The sequence below is a fragment of the Butyrivibrio sp. NC2007 genome (assembly GCF_000421405.1).
Taxonomy (GTDB): Bacteria; Bacillota; Clostridia; order Lachnospirales; family Lachnospiraceae; genus Butyrivibrio.
The window spans coordinates 126187-142752 of the sequence record NZ_ATWY01000009.1; the positions used below are offsets into that span (position 1 = coordinate 126187).

The following is a 16566-nucleotide window of genomic DNA, read 5'->3' on the forward strand; positions in this document are numbered from 1 at the left end:
TTCAACCGACAAAAATGTGATTTATCTTTCAATTTTCTTTATTTTTATTTATTTCGTTTCATCTCTCAGCGCTGTCTTTGTCTACATCCACAATCTCTGCGTCCACATCGATTGCTTCAGCCTCCTGCTTAGCTGCCTCGAAAGCCTTTCCATACTTGCCAAGCCTTGATGCAGTCCAGAGGTTTGATGCACCGTCATAGGCCAGGAATCCGCCGATAAGCCTTACGATCAGTTCGTTAGCCTGTGATGCCTTGAAGATAAGTCCTGCACCAAGCGCAACAGTTGCCAGCGCAAATATCAGCGACAGCCACCAAAGGCCATATTTATATCTCACAAGTGAGAATGTCTGTCCCAGATTTCTAATGCCGCTAAGAAGAATAAAAGCACCGAAGATCTTAGGAATAAAATCCGTGAAAGCAACAGGATTAAGGAAAATCCAAACGCCGACTGCTGCCACGATGATTCCGAAAGCAAAGGAACCGGAGTCCACAAAGCCTCTTTCCTTTTTAAAGAAATATGAAAGCACAAACAGTACTCCGACAACAAACAAAAGAGCTGCAAGAATTCTTGCCATAAGCGGAATAACTGCCGGTGCCCATGCTATGAGCACAACGCCGATTGCAATAATAACAAGTGACTGAACAACGTATTCCATCTTCACTTTTCTGAAAAAGTCCTTCACTCCTCTGTGCCTCCTTCATCAGTCTCTTTATCCTCAGCCAGAATGCTGTCCATGAGCTCATAAATCTCATCTCTTCCCGTCTTCTTAAGCGCAGAATACGGATAGATCCTAAGTTCCTCAGGAAGCCCCAGTCCCTGACGGAGCATATTCAGATGCTTCTCCATCTGGGAAGGCTTGATCTTGTCAGCCTTGGTTGCGATGATGACAGGCTGGAAGCCCTGATGCACGATCCATTTGTACATCTGCACGTCATTTGCAGAAGGGTCGTGCCTTATATCTATCAGCAAAAAGACCCTTCGAAGCTGCCTTGATGTATGGAGATAATTCTCGATCATCTTGCCCCACTGCTGTTTGGTCTTCTCGGAAACCCTGGCAAAACCGTACCCCGGAAGATCCACCAGATAGAACTCGCCGTTTATATTATAATAATTGATAGTCTGTGTCTTACCAGGCTCCTGCGATGTCCTCGCGTAGTTCTTGCGGTTCATGAGACCGTTTATCAGAGAACTCTTACCCACATTGGACTTGCCGGCAAAAGCAAACTCCGGAAGCGCATTGTCCGGAAGTGTACTGGTTATACCACAGACTGTTTCAAGATTTACATTCTTAATTACCATATGTTCATTCTTCCTCTCTTGGCCTACTAACAGTATACCCTATAGCGTTGATATTTTCACTCCTTAAACAGGTATGGTACGCCCTTCCACATTATCTCAGGCATTTCGTCGATAACTTGAAAATAGAGATATATCTCCTGATCATCTCCCCAAATCCCGGATTCGGGCTTTCTGGTCAACACCGTAACATGGTAGATACCATCATCCAGCACAATCGTCTGTTCTTCGGGAACTTCATCACTCCATTCAGTCAGCCACAGCAGATCAATGACGTAAACCTTCCCGCCCTTTACATCCAAAGCCAGTCTTATAGCCACAGGATATTCACTTATGATCTGCTCAGAGGGATAGCCTTCTCTGACCTTGATCCTGTATTCCCCGGAACTGCCGGTATTAAAGCCTATGATATCTCCCTTGGCAATGTGCTCAGCCACCTTATCTGGACTGCTGAATTCTTTTTGAAAAAAGTTCTCGCCCTCATTACACTTTATCGCCCCGACTGAATATATCACTATTCCTGCGCCGTCAGTTAAAAGGTTAAATTCTCCATCCATTCTCATAACGTCAATCATCCTGTTCCCCCCATAAATACAACAGTTGAAATCTATCACGAAGTTGCCAGCATGATCCTGCTCTCCCGAAGCGCCTTGGATTGCTCGTAGTCATACTCAATTGTATTGATATTGGCCCCGGGATATAGCTGGCGCAGCTTCTTAAGGACTCCGCGCTCTGCCACATGACTGACAAGGCAGCCAAAAGGGTGAACGATTAGTATCTTGTCGTACCCCTGCTCTATCATATCCATGGCCTCCGCCATCACAAGCCAACCATCTCCGATGTTGTAGTACTCGCTGAGTATCGGTGTCGCCTTCTTTCTCATATCTTCAAACAGGCCATCCGCGAGAAACCCGTTTTGCAAAAGAGCTTTTCTCACCTGCGTCTGTGCCCCAATCAGATAATTCATCGCAAAGGCATATGCCTTGAGCATGGCCTTTGACGCACCCTTAAGTTCTGCCGACTTCATTTCAGTATAGACCACATAGGTGCAATAGTTAAGGAACCCTTCCATCCTTGATTCCATATTATTCTCATATAGAAAATCCTCCAGGTGCCTGTTTCCTATGGGAGAACACTTGATGTAAATCTCTCCGCAGATGCCCACCCTTTTAAGGGTCTTTTCCTCCCGGGAGAACCTTGGAATCTCAAGGAAATCATCTATTATCTCCTGATATTTCTTTTCCCTGAAAAAGAGATTACGGCGGGCGGAAACGTCTTCGGACAAAGCCTTAATCCACTTGTCATAGACTCTCTTTGTGGCTCCCTTCTCCTTCTCATAGGGTCTTATCTGCTGGAAAAGAGCCATAAGAAGATCTGCATAGCACACCCCTGCAACAGCGCCAAAGAGCATCATCGGCGTTATCTTAAATCCCGAATGGGACTCCGCGCCTGAAAAATTCAGAGAGAGAACCGGAATCCTATAGCCGCTCTTTTTCACACACTGGATGATCAGGTCATAGTAGTTTCCCGCTCTGCATGCGCCACCTGCCTGAGGCTCAAGAATGGCGACTTTGTTAATGTCTATATCAGGGTTCTTCAGATGCGCCATCAGGTTTCCTATTATATCCATAGCGCATGTGCAGTAACTCGGATTTATCAAAGAAAGCATCTCCGCAGGGAAATGCTCATACTCCGGCACAACATCCAGTTTGTATCCGCCAAGAGAAAAAGCCGCACTAAGAAGTTCATTGTGATAGTGCAGCATATCCGGCATGTATATGGTATGAGTCTTCTTCATACGTTTTGTAAACAAGGTGTTGTCTTTATTCATTTCCACTAGATGCACTCAAAGACCTTGCCTCAATGTCTTGGATGAATTCTCCCTCCCCCCGATATACATCATTCATCATCGGACCAAGGCTCTCTAATATCTTATTTAGTCCGCCTTTTTTGTTGAAAAATGGTTTTTTCACATTCTTCAGAGACGCTATAATCGGACCAACTTTACGCTGATGAATCTCTCGTCCGATAAAATGGCTGTTTTTATTACATTCTTAGTAAAATTTCAGTCAAAGAATCGGACTAAGCAACAGCAATAATCATCACAGTCCGATAATAGTTAAAAGCCCCCGATTATCTTCCGGACAATCGGGGACCTGAAATCAATGAAATTATTTCGCCTGTTTAAGCTTCTTGGGCTCCTTGCCTCTTACGATGAGAGGCTGGCTGGTTCCGTCAACACAAGGCTCTGTGATGACGCACTCGCTGATGGTGTCATCTGATGGAATCTCATACATTACATCCATCATTGACTTTTCCATGATAGAGCGAAGTCCTCTGGCTCCGGTTTCTCTCTCGTAAGCCATGGCTGCGATCTTCTGTACTGCCTCATCCTCGAAGGTGAGCTTAACGTTGTCGAAGTCAAAAAGCTTCTGGTACTGCTTAACAAGAGCATTCTTGGGCTCTGTAAGGATACGCACCAAAGCCTCTTTTGAAAGGCCCTCAAGAGTTACTGTGATAGGCACACGGCCTACAAACTCAGGGATAAGTCCGAACTTAACAAGATCCTGAGGTGTTACCTCTTTGAGAACCTCTCCGATCTCTCTTTCTGACTTGTCTGCAATCTCAGCGTTAAAGCCGATGGAGTTACGGTCAAGTCTTGCCTCGACAATCTTATCAAGACCATCGAAAGCTCCTCCGCAGATGAAGAGGATGTTGCTGGTGTCGATCTGGATAAGCTCCTGATGTGGATGCTTTCTTCCGCCCTGAGGTGGAACAGATGCAACAGTTCCCTCTACGATCTTAAGAAGTGCCTGCTGAACGCCCTCACCTGATACGTCACGTGTGATGGATACGTTCTCGCTCTTCTTGGTTATCTTGTCGATCTCATCGATATAAACAATACCGTACTGAGCTCTCTCAATGTCGTAGTCCGCGTTCTGGATAAGCTTTAAAAGAATGTTCTCAACGTCCTCACCTACGTAGCCGGCCTCTGTAAGAGTTGTGGCATCTGCGATGGCGAAGGGAACATTGATGATCTTAGCCAGAGTCTGTGCAAGATAGGTCTTACCTGAACCTGTGGGTCCGATCATGATGATGTTACTCTTCTGAAGTTCAACATCATTCTTGTCATCGCTCTTAGGTGCAAGAACTCTCTTGTAATGGTTGTAAACAGAGACAGCCAGAACCTTCTTGGCTTCCTCCTGACCGATTACATACTCATCAAGGAAGTTCCTGATCTCAACAGGCTTAAGAAGATTGATCTGCTGGTCCTTGGCCTGGGCAGGCTCATCCTCAAACTCTTCCTCAATGATGTCCGCACATATGTCTACGCACTCATCGCAGATATAAACACCTGCAGGTCCTGCGATAAGCTTTTTTACCTGATCCTGTGTCTTGTTACAAAAAGAGCACCTGATCTCTCCGGAATTCTTTGCCATAATTTCTCCTTAATTATTTCTTGTCATCCTTCTCTCTTGGACGATTCTCAACGATCTGATCAATGAGTCCGTAGTCGAGAGCTTCCTGAGCATCCATCCAGTTGTCACGCTCAGTATCCTTGCAGATCTCCTCGTAAGGCTTACCTGTGTTGGCTGCAAGCATTCTGTTTAATTTCTCTTTGGTCTTCAGGATATGCTTAGCTGCGATCTCAATCTCAGTAGCCTGTCCCTGTGTTCCGCCAAGTGGCTGATGGATCATGATCTCTGCATTGGGAAGAGCCATTCTCTTGCCCTTAGCTCCGCCTGAAAGAAGGAATGCTCCCATGCTGGCTGCCATACCGATGCAGATTGTGCTGACATCGCACTTGATGTAATTCATTGTATCGTAGATAGCCATTCCGGATGTGATCTCTCCTCCGGGGCTGTTGATGTACATGTGAATGTCCTTGTTGGGATCTTCTGCCTCAAGGAAAAGAAGCTGTGCTACAACAACGCTTGCTGATGTAGAATTTACTTCCTCCCCCAAAAATACGATTCTTTCTTTTAACAGCCTTGAATAGATATCGTAACTTCTCTCTCCACGGCTGGTCTGTTCAATGACATAAGGTATTAAACTCATATTATTACTATTCCTCCAGTCTGCTTAGATTACATTCTAAACCAATGTATATTATACCGCATTTTGTGAACCCTTTACAACTACCACCCCAAAAGCAAAGGGCTCCATCCGCAAAACCTGCGGACAGAGCCCCTAAAATTCGTTTTCTTTTACAGATCTTTATCAGCCGCCAAATACTGCAGCAAGTGAAGCGCCCAGAACTGATGAGAAAATAATGCTGAGTACTACACTAATAGCAACAAAGATAAGCATTGCCTTAGCCCAGTTTGACTTTGTCCTAGGTGTGCTGCTTCCAAATGCCCAAATGCAAAGCATAATGATGTTTACGCAAGGAATCCATGTAAGCAGAATTGTGAGTGCCCAATCACCAACTGTGATAACAGGCTCTACCTCAGGCTGTCCGTATGTAGGCATCTGCTGTGGTGTCTGATTAAGGTTGTTCATATCATCCATTGTTTTTTCCTCCTCTAAAACAATCCTCTAAAAAATGTCCTTAGCTATTATATATACATAGTTGCATGATTGCAAATTTTTTAACGAAATATTTTAGTGAATTAAATCGTTAACTAACTGATTATAGAAAGGCACGATCCGTCCTAATACATTTCCCTCGAAGAACACCATAGGCTCTTTTCCGGGGAAAAGAGCTGTCATCCGCCATATATAAATTCCAATGGTTATAAGGCATACAGCCATCAGAGGATATCGCAAAATCCTTGTGCTCTTTCCCTGCACGTGACGCCTTATAACGAAGGCTACTAAAAGTGCAACCCAAAACGGGTATGAAGGGTTATACTCAAGCGCCTTTATGGGGTGCAGTGTAATAAGGTTAAAAAGAGCTCTCGTAAGCCCGCATCCCGGGCACGGAAATCCACTCATTATCACCACCGGGCAGAACCTGTGAAATACAAGTTCAGCCAACGCCCACATGATAGCCAGAGCAATTATGGGCGCTCTGTTATCCCACAAATCTTTTATCATCCGCCTAAACACTGTCTTTACCATAGTAATTACAATATACAGCAGACAGGCGCACTTTTCATCAGTTTTTCATGAAGAAGTCGTAGATTCTCTTTCGGTAATCAGGTGCTGTATCAAAAGCTGCATGTCCATAGCCGTTGTACATATAGAGTGCACAGTCGGTTCTGTTATCCAGCTTTTCTGCAATCTCCATGGACGCGTCACTGTCGAGAACCTCATCATCAAACACACCGATAACCAGTACCGGGCATTTAATCTTTTCAATCTCATTAGTCACATCAAAGTCCTTGATGGCTTCGGCCAGGATAGCAAACTTCTCGAGTTCGCCCTCTTTAACCGTTTCAGCCACATCATTGAAATAATCCTTGTACTGTTCATAAACTGCCGGAGGATAGACCTCTTTTCCAAAGTTCTGATACAGCTCTTTGGGATCCTTTTCCTTGGCAAGCTCTATCCAGTGATCGATAACTGTGCGCTGCTCGGGCTTAACATGAGATGATGTAGATCCAAGGACAAGCTTTTTTACAAGCTCAGGATATTTAATGGCTATGGCCATTGCGATCATTCCGCCCTGAGATGCGCCAAAGAGATATACATCTTTAAGCCCCAGTTCCTTCATTGCGTTTGCTGTATCATCAGCCATGTCGTATATAGAATAGCCATCGGACACTTCGTATTTTCTGTCAAAAAGATATGTGGTAAAATCACTGCCCATCATGGCATAGCTTGCTTCCACAGCTTCTTTTGCCTTTATGACACTCTGAACACTAAGCCCCGGCAATATTACAAAAGTCCTGCTGCCAAATCCGAACTTGCAATAGCCCATCTCAAAATCTTCTGTCCATACCATTCCTGTTTCTGCCATTTTCTTTCCCTCCTAGGTATTAACTTACATGTCCTTACTTCCTAGTCTTGATGGTAGCAAAAGTTCTATCACAATCGTATCACACATTTTAGTGGCAAAAAAACGCCACAGGCATATTGCCTGTGACGCTCATAAACTCTGTACTATTCAGATTTTGAAGATCAAGCCTCTTCCTCAGTCTTCTTCTTTCTTGTTGTTCTCTTTGGCTTCTCTTCGCCTTCCTCAGCCTCAGCCTTCTTAGCTGTAGTCTTCTTAGCTGCTGTCTTCTTAGGCTTCTCCTCGCCGTCCTCAGCTGCTGCCTTCTTGGCTGTTGTCTTCTTAGCTGCCTTCTTAGCGCCTTCCTTAACGTTCTCTACAAGGAAGTCTGCTGCCTTCTGAACTGCAAGATCGCTCTTGAGCTGCTTCTTCTCAGCATCTGACATCATCTCTTTGAGCTTCTCAACTTCCATTCTGTACTGGTGAGCCATGCTCTCGATCTCAGCATCAACATCAGCATCTGAAACCTCGATCTTCTCAGCCTCAGCAACTGCCTCAAGAACGAGCCTACTCTTAATTCTCTCGATAGCCTGTGGCTTAACCTGTGCGAGCATCTGATCTACTGATCCGCCTGTGTACTGAAGGTACTGATCCATGTTCATACCCTGCATCTGAAGTCTCTGAGCGAACTCATTAACCATCTGTCTCTGCTGGGTCTCAATCATAGCCTCAGGAAGCTCCATCTCAGAGTCCTCGATGACAGCTCTTACAACTGCATCTTCTCTCTTAGCCTTCTCATCAGCTGCCTTCTTTTCCTCAAGCTTCTTCTTAACATCTTCCTTGTACTCAGCTACTGTATCAAAGCCTGCATCTGATGCAAACTCATCGTTGAGCTCAGGAAGCTCTTTTGCTCTGATTGAATTAACTTTGCACTTGAAGGTTGCATCCTTGCCTGCAAGGTTCTCTGCCTGATAGTCCTCAGGGAACTTAACGTTTACATCGCCTCCCTGGCCGATCTCAAATCCAACAAGCTGCTCCTCGAATCCGGGAATGAATGCGCCTGAACCGATTGTAAGAGGATAATCTGTTCCCTTACCGCCGTCAAAAGCAACACCGTCAACAAATCCCTCGAAATCAAGAGATACTGTATCGCCGTCCTTAACTGCTCTGTCAGTAACGTCGATTGATCTTGCGTTCATGTTTCTCTGCTTGTCGATCTCAGCGTCAACCTCGTCATCTGTTACATCGAGGTCCATCTTCTCTACTTCGATTCCCTTATATTTTCCAAGCTTAACAGGTGGCTTAAGTGCTACCTCAGCAGTGAATACGAAATCCTTACCTGCCTCAAGCTCCTCAACATCAATCTTAGGTGAAGATACGACATCCTCGCCGCACTCTTCTACTGCCTTAGGATACTCTTCCTCGATAAGATCGTTGGCAGCATCCTCATAGAATACTCCCTTGCCATACATCTGCTCGATCATCTTTCGAGGAGCCTTACCCTTACGGAATCCAGGAATCTGGATCTTGTTCTTGTTCTTCTGGTATGCTTTCTCAATAGCCTTCTCAAGCTGTTCTGCAGGAACTGTGATCTTAAGCTTGGCCATGTTGTTTTCAAGCTTCTCAACTGTTACGCTCATTTTTGTTTCTCCTTCTATTAATGCTAAATTACCCCTTCTGGGCACAGTCGCTAAAGATTATAACATAACGATACAAAATAATCCACATTTTTTACGAAAACATCCCAAGCCCGAAGATGAGATACAAAAGACCAAGCTCCAAGATCAGCACCAGTCCCATGAATATCGGTACGGCTATGTTAATAACCCTGGTCACTCCTCGATTTCTTTTACCATCAACGAGCTGGTATACGCTGTAGGGAATAGCCCCCAGGATGCCCATTACGGCAAAGGCCGGGAAGGTTATGAAGAAAAGAACTATCGAACCCACCTTCACTTTTTCCTTCTGGCCGTCAAACCATGCTCTGAAAAAGGTATAGGCAAAGCTTAAAAAGAATCCAAGCGCAAGCCCTATAAGTCCTGCCCTGAGTGTATTCATCGGATCAAAACGGCCGCGTCCGAAGAACATGCCATCCATACTGTCTAACATTCCGAATATCGCAAAGGCTACGGCAAAGTACTTCTGAGTTTTGAATCTGTCTCGTTTCCTTGGTGCATACTGAGGAAGATTGCCGGTAGATTCTTTTGATCCGAAATACTTCTCAGCTTCCCTTCTCTGCTCATTTTTCTCCATTGCTTCCTGATATGCTTTCTGCTGTGCTATCTCTGCTGCAGTCATATCAGCGCTTCTTGCCTGTAAAAAAGCTATAAGCTCTTCCTTGGTTCCCTCTGTATAGGAATCATTTTTGATGGTAATGATCAGTTTCTTTTCAAGTGAGCAGATAAAATCATATGCTTCACCAGCATAGAACTTCACCGATTTATTAAGTGGTAAAAAGACATCTTTAAACACGCCTTCTGTTCCGGTTACGGTAAACCTTACCTGTTTGTCATCAGCGATAAGGCTGCAGGTCACATCACCGTCGAGATATGAAGGATTCAATATATTCTCGCACCCTATAAGTTCCTTGCTGCCGATCTTTGCAAGCTCTTTCTGAGCATCATTTATTACGCTCTCTTCAAGAGAAAATGTATTTTTAATCATTTTTTTTGCTCCTATTTCCGTTTTCCAACTCTGCTATTTTACTAGAAAACGTTCAAATGTTAAAGAGGGCCTAGCATTTCGCAAATCAATAATCGCAATACAGAATATACATATATATTTAAACATAAAATTTATATAATTTTTTCTTTCCAAAATGCGCCATTTCCCGTACAAAAGAGTATAATATTTAGTACACGAATTATCAAAATATCATGGAGGCGTGTTATGGCAAAAGAAAAGAAAGCAAATTCATCAAACATCAAGTTTTTCGACAGCATCAAGACCAGACTCATCTCTGTAATGATGCTGGTTGCTATCGTTCCTCTGATAGTAGCCATCATTGTAAGTTATGTAACATCAACCAAGAAGGCGACAGCCGACGCAATTGATGCACTGGACTGGCAGGCATGGTACATTGAATCCTCATTCGAGACCGTAATCCAGAAGAACATCACTGCAATGCAGGCAATTGCAGCAGCACCTTCCACCAAGACCTTCTATATCAACCCTAATGATCTTACCGCTGCTTCAAAAGCGCAGGCATACTTAAATACCATTGATGCAGCTCTTGGTGACGGAAACATCTCCGTTCTTACCGGTGCTGACGGTATGCAGATCCTTCGTGCATCAGGAAAACTGGTAGATGTATCGCAAAGAGAATATTTCAAGCAGGCTATGGCAGGAAAGACCTATGTATCCGACGTTATAACCTCTGCTTCAACAGGTGCAAGACAAACCACCATCGCAACCCCTGTCTTTGCTGATGACGGAAGCGTAATCGGTGTGGTTCAGCGTAACTACAGCATGGATGCTCTTCACGAAATCCTTGCGGCAGAAGCAGAAGATGCTTTTGTTTCCGACAGAGTAGGTATGGTAGCTGCTATGTCAGCAATGGAAATCACACCTGAGAACGAAAAGGACATCGACCTTTCAGGCTCACCATTCATGAGTGATTCCGGAGAAAGTGGCATGTATCAGCAAACAGCAGGTAATGGAGAGTCCATAATCTGCTGGGTAAGATCCAGTACAACAGGCTGGGTTATAGCTTGTGCCAAGAGTGTAAAAGAGATCAAGTCAACCGCCACATCAGCTGCCGGGCTTGTAATCATCATCGGTATCATACTCGCAATAGTTGCAGGTATCATCTCCTTCTTCATGTCAAGGGCATTTACAGAACCAATCGGTGAAGTTAACGAATCGCTCTCAGCTCTTGCTGACGGTAGATTTAAACCTGTTAAGAAACACCATGACAGAAAAGATGAATTTGGCGGAATGGTAAGAAGTACCAACACCGTTATTGAAAAGCTTGAAGACATTGTATCCCATATCAAGGCATCTGCTTCAGACGTAGGAACCTCCTCAGAGGAACTTTCCGATATGGCCAACCAGATCTCTCAGACCGCTGAGGATGTTTCAAATGCAGTTCAGGAGATCGCATCCGGAGCAACACAGCAGGCAGACGAGATCCAGAGTGCTTCAGAGAACGTAGGAAGAATCGGCGATGCAGTCGGAGACGTACAGAGTTCCACAGGAAGCCTTTCAAGTCTTGCAGACAAGATGAAGGAAGCATCAGAAGTATCCAGCACATCCCTTGCTTCCCTGCAGGATTCCTCATCTGAGATGACAGCCAAGATCGATGAGATTTCAAAAACCATCAGCGCAACTCAGGACGCTGTCACAAATATCAACGACAAAGTTGAAGGAATTGCTTCCATCGCAACACAGACCAACCTCCTCTCACTCAATGCTTCAATTGAGGCTGCAAGAGCAGGTGAGGCAGGAAAAGGATTTGCGGTTGTTGCTGAAGAGATTGGTAAACTTGCTGATGATTCCAAGGCTATGGCAGACGATATCAGAAAAGAGATGGATATCCTTCTCGAGCAGTCCAGAGCAGCCGTTCAGGCAGCAGAGGATGTAAGACAAGGCAACCAGGATCAGCAGATCGCTCTTGGCGAGACCTTGAACGCAGTAAACGGAATGCTGGGCGATATCAGCAGTACCGTAGGCGGCGTACAGCTCATTTCCCAGGGTGCGGACACCTGCGAATCATCCAAGAATGCAGTAGTAGATACCATGAGCGCACTCTCTGCTATTTCCGAAGAGAACGCAGCTTCTTCAGAAGAGACGGGCGCATCCATGCAGGAGCTCTCAGCTACTGTTACAACACTTGCAGGTTCAGCTAATAACCTGAAGGAAATCGCTGAACAGCTCAATAACGAGATGGAATTCTTCAAGTCATAAATCCAGTCCAAACACGCTATAATCATAAAGAAAAGGGCGTACAGTTTTTAGCTGTACGCTCTTTTCTTATTAGTTCTTTTCATCGAGATTTATCTCATACTCCGTAAAATCGTTTGCATCTTCCTCCTGCACCAGTTCAAAGTACCTTGGCACAAAGGTGTCAGTCTTTTTCCACTTCTTAAGCACCTCTTCATCCCAGGAGATAAGGTCGCTCCTTCCTGCGATGTATGCCACGTTAAAGTCAGCAAAAAAGCCGGCAAGTTCATCTGCATCATCGCTGTCTGACAGGTTTTCTTTTCCCTGCTTATAAGCGTTATCCCAAAGGAAATCGTGGGAAGCCTTGGCAAAATCCGGGATGTCTTTTACCTCAAAAGGCACAGCCCTGTAGCTCATCTTCTTACCTGAAAAGGTCAGCTCACCGTAGTAATTGGGAGATGTCATAAGAGAACCTGTCGCTATGTCCGGAACTCCGCCACCACTTGCTGCAATGTGCTGGATGTGCATATGCCCCGAGAGATTTGCCACGACGCCATATTCCTCATAGAGTTCAAGGAGCTTGTCGCTGTTTATAAAGCTCATTCCCTGGCTTGTCAGCTCTGAGTGAACGAGAAGTGTCTGGTGGGTTACGCTGATAACATAGGCATGATCTTCTCTTGCTTTCTGTAGCTGCTCTTCAACAAAGCTAAGCGTTCCCGGCGTAAGAAGCCCTGACATTCCGGCAACAGTATTTACGTCTACGCACAGTATCCTGAGATTCGGAGTCACTTCATAGATATAGGAAAGTGATGTCTCATCAAAATCCAGGGAATCCTCTCTTCCAAAATCCTTGTACAGCTGCAGATATTCACCGGCATCAATACTGCTTACAAGTTCATAAGCATTTCCGGAGAATCTGGCAGCTCTTTTGACTGTAAAATCATGATTGCCGGGAATTGCAAGTACCGGTATTCCGGCATCCTCGACCTTCCTAAGCATAGCAGCGTATTCCTCATGGCTCTCTCTCGCCCCGTTAAAGGTCAGATCTCCTGCCACGATAAGAGCCGCCGGCTTATCCTCGATAACTTTTTCAAGGAAAGCCTCATTGATCTCTTTGTTATAGGGCATGAATTTCCCATCGCCGCTTCTTATCATGTTCTGATAATACTCTCCGCCATCCGTAAGAGAAGGTGAAATGTAGTGAGTGTCCGTGGCCAGATAGATTGTCACCGGCTCAAAGTCATCATATTCTGCAAAAGAGCTTTTTCTCTTTCCCATGGCATTTTTCTCCCCACTGAAAAAAGGCGCCGAGATCAGCGCCGTTAACAGTAAAAGTAAAACTATGGATATCAGTCTTTTTCTATGATCCACGAAGGTCCTCACATCCTAAAAACTCTCTTAACTCTTATAGTGATAAGGTTTGCAACAAAGCCAATAAGTACTCCGGTTATGGTTCCTATCACCATCAGAAACGGCAGGTAATAAATAAGGCTCTCCGTCTCCAGAACAAGCATGGCCACTATGATCTGGCCGATGTTATGGAAAACTCCGCCGAGGACACTTACACCTGTCACCGAAAGCTTGCCTATCTTTTTGGCTATCAGCATGGCAAAGAGAGACAGAGCTGCTCCTGCCAGAGAGTACATCATCATTGAGATGTTTCCAAAGGTAAGTCCCACCAGCACTACTCTTATGAGGGAGAGTGCGATGGCATTTTTTTCACCCACTGTGTAGAGTGCCACCATGACCACCAGATTGGCAAAGCCCACCTTGGCACCCGGTATTCCTATGTTGAGTGGCAGCATGTACTCAATGTATGAAAGCACAAATGCCAGTGCCACAAAAAGCCCCAAAAAGGCTATCCTCTTGTTATTCATTGCAAAACTCCCGGGTGCATCTTAAAATGTCGACCCATCAATTTCATTTTCTTTACCGCCTTCTACCGTCACCACAACCTTGTTTGGCAGACACACTATCGATTCCTTAGAGTATCTGATGTGGTTGTGCTTGACGCAGATCTGATCGGGACAGGAAGCTTCTGTTACATCGGCGTATCCGTCCGAGATGACCAGAATGTTGTAGGAGCCATCAGGTAGTTCAATCCTCTCGGTCCTGTCCTCTGACAGAGGGTAAGTGCCATAAACCTCTCCGTCTATGGTCACCACAACGTTTGCTGTGTCCTTTGTATTATTCATTTGCCAGATCCTCATTCCGCCTGCGGTCAGCAGTGCTACTACCAATAAGGCTGCAATGAGGATAACATCATTCTTCTTCATTTACTTTACGTACTTTTCCTTAAAATTATCGGAATATATCTTTTCTCCGTCGTGCATGACCCACATGGCTTCCACGTTGTCACGCTCCTTAACAAATGCCATTCCCTCATCAAGGCTCATTGTATAGAGCGCCGTCGAATAGGAATCAGCCTTGCCCGAGTCATCTGTGATGACTGAAACAGCTGCGAATTCATCAGAAGGATACAGAGTGTCCGGATCGATGATATGACAATATCTTACTCCGTCGACCTCATAAAATCTCTGATAATCACCGGAGGACACAACGCATTCTCCGTCATTTATATCCACCATCTCGATGTACTGCTCATCGCTGTAAACATCAGGGTTCTGGATGCCGAGCCTGAAGTTCGAGCCATCTATTCTTGTACCTATGCAGGAGATATTTCCTCCAAGGCTCAGAAGCACATTGTTAAGACCCTTTTCTCTAGCATACTCCATAACTCTCTGGACTGCATAGCCCTTTCCGGTGCTGCCCACATCCAGCGACATTTCCGGGTCGCTTAGATAAACCGTACTCTTCTCTTTATCAATTATAATACCTGTTATATCAGTGTGGTGCGACGCCTCTTTAAGTGCATCTGCATCAGGGAGCTTGGCCCTCTCCGGGTCAGCAATTCCAATCTCCCTCTGTCTGTGCCAGAGAGATAAAACGGATCCCAGCGCGATATTTACCGCACCATCCGTCTCATAATAGGTATCAATACTAAACTCCAAAAGAGCAATTATCTCAGGATCAACTTCTACAGGTGCAATACCTGCATTATCATTTATTGTCTTTATATTATTAACGCCGGGATAGTCGTTGTAGATATCATAGAGCTGATTGTAGTAGATCAGCCTGTCCTTGATAAGCTGCGCATCCTCAGCGAACTTTTCCTTATTCACGGCAAAGCCAACAATCTCTGTTCTTGTGTCAAACACATCCAGGAAAGTGGCTGTATATCTTGTCAGTTCTTTTTCTTTGGCAAAAGACCTATAGATCAAAATTCCGGCTATGAGAACAATAAAAAGTATTCCCATAAAAATCGCCGGCTTTAAATTCTTTATCTTCATGATTTTCCTTAAGCGTAAACTTGGGGGTGCACAATTAAGCACACCCCCACCTATTACCTGAACTTACTCACATTACAATTATAACTGTATTATTTTGCAGCTGCTACTGCCTTAGCGATAACACTGTTAAAGTCTGTGATGTGAACTGATACAGAAGCTGCAAGGTCAGCATCAGCTGCACGACCCTCTTCCATAGCTGTTCCGGCAACTTCATCAGCTGTCTTTCCAACTGTATAAGCAGCATAAGCAGCAGCCTGCTCATTCCACTCCTTGCCGATAGCAGAAGCCTTCTTCATGCCATAAGCCTCACCGAGCTCATTCTTACTCTTAACATCAGCAGCTGTGTCAGCTGTGATAGCACCGTTTGCATCAAAAGTGATCTTAGCCTGAACAGCGTCGATGATGTCACTTGTGATCTTGCCGTCTGAACCTACTGTAAGAGCAGAAATTGTTGTATAAGCCTCAGCAGTTCCGTCGCCCTCAGCAGAAGCATCCTCTGAGTTAGAGATCTTTGTTGAAACACCAAGACCAAGCTTGTCGCCTTCGTGAGCGCCTAAAGCTGTAGCATTGTTTACAGCCTCAACAACTGCAGCCTGGAAACCTGTTACGTGGATTGATACAGAAGCTGCAAGATCAGCATCGCCTGCATAACCCTCTGAAATAGCCATTCCGCTGATATCTGAAGCAGTCTTACCAACAGCCCATGCTGCGAAAGCATCAGCCTGCTCATACCACTCTTTTCCGATTGCAGAAGCCTTCTTCATACCATAGTTATCACCGAGCTCTCTCTTTGAAGGATACTCAGCGTTAAGATCTGAAGTGATTGTTCCCTGTGCGCTTACACCGATCTCTGTCTGTGCGATATCGATGATGCACTGTGTGATCTTGCCGTTTCCATCAACTGTAACAGCAGCGATTGTTGCATCTGCCTGAGCCTTTCCATCTGCATCAGCAGTTGCATCCTCAGAGCTTGAGATTGATACGCTTGTACCAAGTCCTGTCTTAAGCTCTGCTCCTGTAGCTCCTGTAGAGTCTGACTGTGAGCCACAGCCTGCAAGTACTACAGCTGAAAGCACTGTAGCGCTTACCAATGAAAGTAATTTCTTTTTCATTTTTCTTCCCTTTCTTTTATAAAACGTTTTATATTAAGGCTGTTTA

The 16566-nt window shown here is 44.9% G+C and carries 17 protein-coding genes; 1 reads left to right on the forward strand and 16 read right to left on the reverse strand.

Going from position 1 to position 16566, the window contains the following annotated elements; translation table 11 throughout:
* Positions 1 to 58 precede the first annotated feature (58 nt).
* From G632_RS21145 to G632_RS0108975, 11 genes are all read right to left on the reverse strand, one after another.
* Positions 59 to 682: an HdeD family acid-resistance protein gene (locus tag G632_RS21145; protein WP_022768683.1), complete on the reverse strand. Its 624-nt coding sequence runs from the start codon at positions 680 to 682 to the stop codon at positions 59 to 61.
* On the reverse strand, positions 679 to 1299 hold the full coding sequence (gene yihA, locus G632_RS0108930) for a ribosome biogenesis GTP-binding protein YihA/YsxC (RefSeq protein WP_022768684.1): 621 nt from the start codon (positions 1297 to 1299) through the stop codon (positions 679 to 681). Before yihA ends, G632_RS21145 begins: the two co-directional genes overlap by 4 nt.
* Positions 1300 to 1355: 56 nt before the next feature.
* Positions 1356 to 1871, reverse strand: a complete 516-nt coding sequence (locus G632_RS0108935; protein ID WP_022768685.1) for a hypothetical protein — start codon at positions 1869 to 1871, stop codon at positions 1356 to 1358.
* Between the two features lie 35 nt (positions 1872 to 1906).
* Positions 1907 to 3133 (reverse strand): hypothetical protein, encoded by a 1227-nt coding sequence (locus G632_RS0108940; RefSeq protein WP_155828870.1) that lies wholly within the window; start codon positions 3131 to 3133, stop codon positions 1907 to 1909.
* A 334-nt stretch (positions 3134 to 3467) separates the two neighbouring features.
* Positions 3468 to 4739, reverse strand: coding sequence for an ATP-dependent Clp protease ATP-binding subunit ClpX (clpX, locus tag G632_RS0108945; protein ID WP_442852342.1), 1272 nt, complete (start codon positions 4737 to 4739; stop codon positions 3468 to 3470).
* A gap of 10 nt (positions 4740 to 4749) precedes the next feature.
* Positions 4750 to 5355: an ATP-dependent Clp endopeptidase proteolytic subunit ClpP gene (gene clpP, locus G632_RS0108950; protein ID WP_022768689.1), complete on the reverse strand. Its 606-nt coding sequence runs from the start codon at positions 5353 to 5355 to the stop codon at positions 4750 to 4752.
* A 162-nt stretch (positions 5356 to 5517) separates the two neighbouring features.
* Complete coding sequence (locus G632_RS0108955; protein ID WP_022768690.1) at positions 5518 to 5808, reverse strand: hypothetical protein; 291 nt, start codon at positions 5806 to 5808, stop codon at positions 5518 to 5520.
* A gap of 93 nt (positions 5809 to 5901) precedes the next feature.
* On the reverse strand, positions 5902 to 6336 hold the full coding sequence (locus tag G632_RS0108960; protein ID WP_022768692.1) for a DUF2752 domain-containing protein: 435 nt from the start codon (positions 6334 to 6336) through the stop codon (positions 5902 to 5904).
* A 61-nt stretch (positions 6337 to 6397) separates the two neighbouring features.
* Entirely contained in the window at positions 6398 to 7201 is an 804-nt protein-coding gene (locus G632_RS0108965; RefSeq protein WP_022768693.1) for an alpha/beta fold hydrolase, read from the reverse strand.
* Positions 7202 to 7362: 161 nt separating this feature from the next.
* Positions 7363 to 8817 carry a trigger factor gene (tig, locus tag G632_RS0108970; protein ID WP_022768695.1) on the reverse strand — a complete coding sequence of 485 codons (1455 nt, stop codon included), beginning with the start codon at positions 8815 to 8817 and terminating at the stop codon, positions 7363 to 7365.
* Positions 8818 to 8908: 91 nt separating this feature from the next.
* Positions 8909 to 9841, reverse strand: coding sequence for a hypothetical protein (locus tag G632_RS0108975; protein ID WP_022768696.1), 933 nt, complete (start codon positions 9839 to 9841; stop codon positions 8909 to 8911).
* 225 nt (positions 9842 to 10066) lie between these two features.
* On the opposite strand from G632_RS0108975, the gene G632_RS0108980 reads away from it, so the two are divergent.
* On the forward strand, positions 10067 to 12082 hold the full coding sequence (locus tag G632_RS0108980; protein WP_022768697.1) for a methyl-accepting chemotaxis protein: 2016 nt from the start codon (positions 10067 to 10069) through the stop codon (positions 12080 to 12082).
* Positions 12083 to 12151: 69 nt separating this feature from the next.
* Here the strand turns inward: G632_RS0108980 and G632_RS19430 are convergent, their stop codons facing one another.
* From G632_RS19430 to G632_RS0109005, 5 genes are all read right to left on the reverse strand, one after another.
* A complete protein-coding gene (locus G632_RS19430) occupies positions 12152 to 13336 on the reverse strand; it encodes a metallophosphoesterase family protein (RefSeq protein ID WP_022768699.1) in 1185 nt (394 codons plus the stop codon).
* Between the two features lie 101 nt (positions 13337 to 13437).
* Positions 13438 to 13935, reverse strand: coding sequence for a Gx transporter family protein (locus tag G632_RS0108990; RefSeq protein ID WP_022768700.1), 498 nt, complete (start codon positions 13933 to 13935; stop codon positions 13438 to 13440).
* A gap of 21 nt (positions 13936 to 13956) precedes the next feature.
* Entirely contained in the window at positions 13957 to 14334 is a 378-nt protein-coding gene (locus G632_RS0108995) for a NusG domain II-containing protein (RefSeq protein ID WP_022768701.1), read from the reverse strand.
* Positions 14335 to 15375, reverse strand: a complete 1041-nt coding sequence (locus tag G632_RS0109000) for an FAD:protein FMN transferase (protein ID WP_026512499.1) — start codon at positions 15373 to 15375, stop codon at positions 14335 to 14337.
* 122 nt (positions 15376 to 15497) lie between these two features.
* Positions 15498 to 16520, reverse strand: coding sequence for a hypothetical protein (locus G632_RS0109005; protein ID WP_022768704.1), 1023 nt, complete (start codon positions 16518 to 16520; stop codon positions 15498 to 15500).
* Positions 16521 to 16566 lie beyond the last annotated feature (46 nt).

Bases quoted from the DNA above. Each gene is read 5' to 3' on its own strand.
- yihA (WP_022768684.1), bottom strand. From the start codon at position 1,299: ATGGTAATTAAGAATGTAAATCTTGAAACAGTCTGTGGTATAACCAGT.
- G632_RS0108935 (WP_022768685.1), bottom strand. From the start codon at position 1,871: ATGATTGACGTTATGAGAATGGATGGAGAATTTAACCTTTTAACTGAC.
- clpP (WP_022768689.1), bottom strand. From the start codon at position 5,355: ATGAGTTTAATACCTTATGTCATTGAACAGACCAGCCGTGGAGAGAGA.
- G632_RS0108955 (WP_022768690.1), bottom strand. From the start codon at position 5,808: ATGGATGATATGAACAACCTTAATCAGACACCACAGCAGATGCCTACA.
- G632_RS0108960 (WP_022768692.1), bottom strand. From the start codon at position 6,336: ATGATAAAAGATTTGTGGGATAACAGAGCGCCCATAATTGCTCTGGCT.
- G632_RS0108965 (WP_022768693.1), bottom strand. From the start codon at position 7,201: ATGGCAGAAACAGGAATGGTATGGACAGAAGATTTTGAGATGGGCTAT.
- tig (WP_022768695.1), bottom strand. From the start codon at position 8,817: ATGAGCGTAACAGTTGAGAAGCTTGAAAACAACATGGCCAAGCTTAAG.
- G632_RS0108975 (WP_022768696.1), bottom strand. From the start codon at position 9,841: ATGATTAAAAATACATTTTCTCTTGAAGAGAGCGTAATAAATGATGCT.
- G632_RS0108980 (WP_022768697.1), top strand. From the start codon at position 10,067: ATGGCAAAAGAAAAGAAAGCAAATTCATCAAACATCAAGTTTTTCGAC.
- G632_RS19430 (WP_022768699.1), bottom strand. From the start codon at position 13,336: ATGGGAAAGAGAAAAAGCTCTTTTGCAGAATATGATGACTTTGAGCCG.
- G632_RS0108990 (WP_022768700.1), bottom strand. From the start codon at position 13,935: ATGAATAACAAGAGGATAGCCTTTTTGGGGCTTTTTGTGGCACTGGCA.
- G632_RS0108995 (WP_022768701.1), bottom strand. From the start codon at position 14,334: ATGAAGAAGAATGATGTTATCCTCATTGCAGCCTTATTGGTAGTAGCA.
- G632_RS0109000 (WP_026512499.1), bottom strand. From the start codon at position 15,375: ATGGGAATACTTTTTATTGTTCTCATAGCCGGAATTTTGATCTATAGG.
- G632_RS0109005 (WP_022768704.1), bottom strand. From the start codon at position 16,520: ATGAAAAAGAAATTACTTTCATTGGTAAGCGCTACAGTGCTTTCAGCT.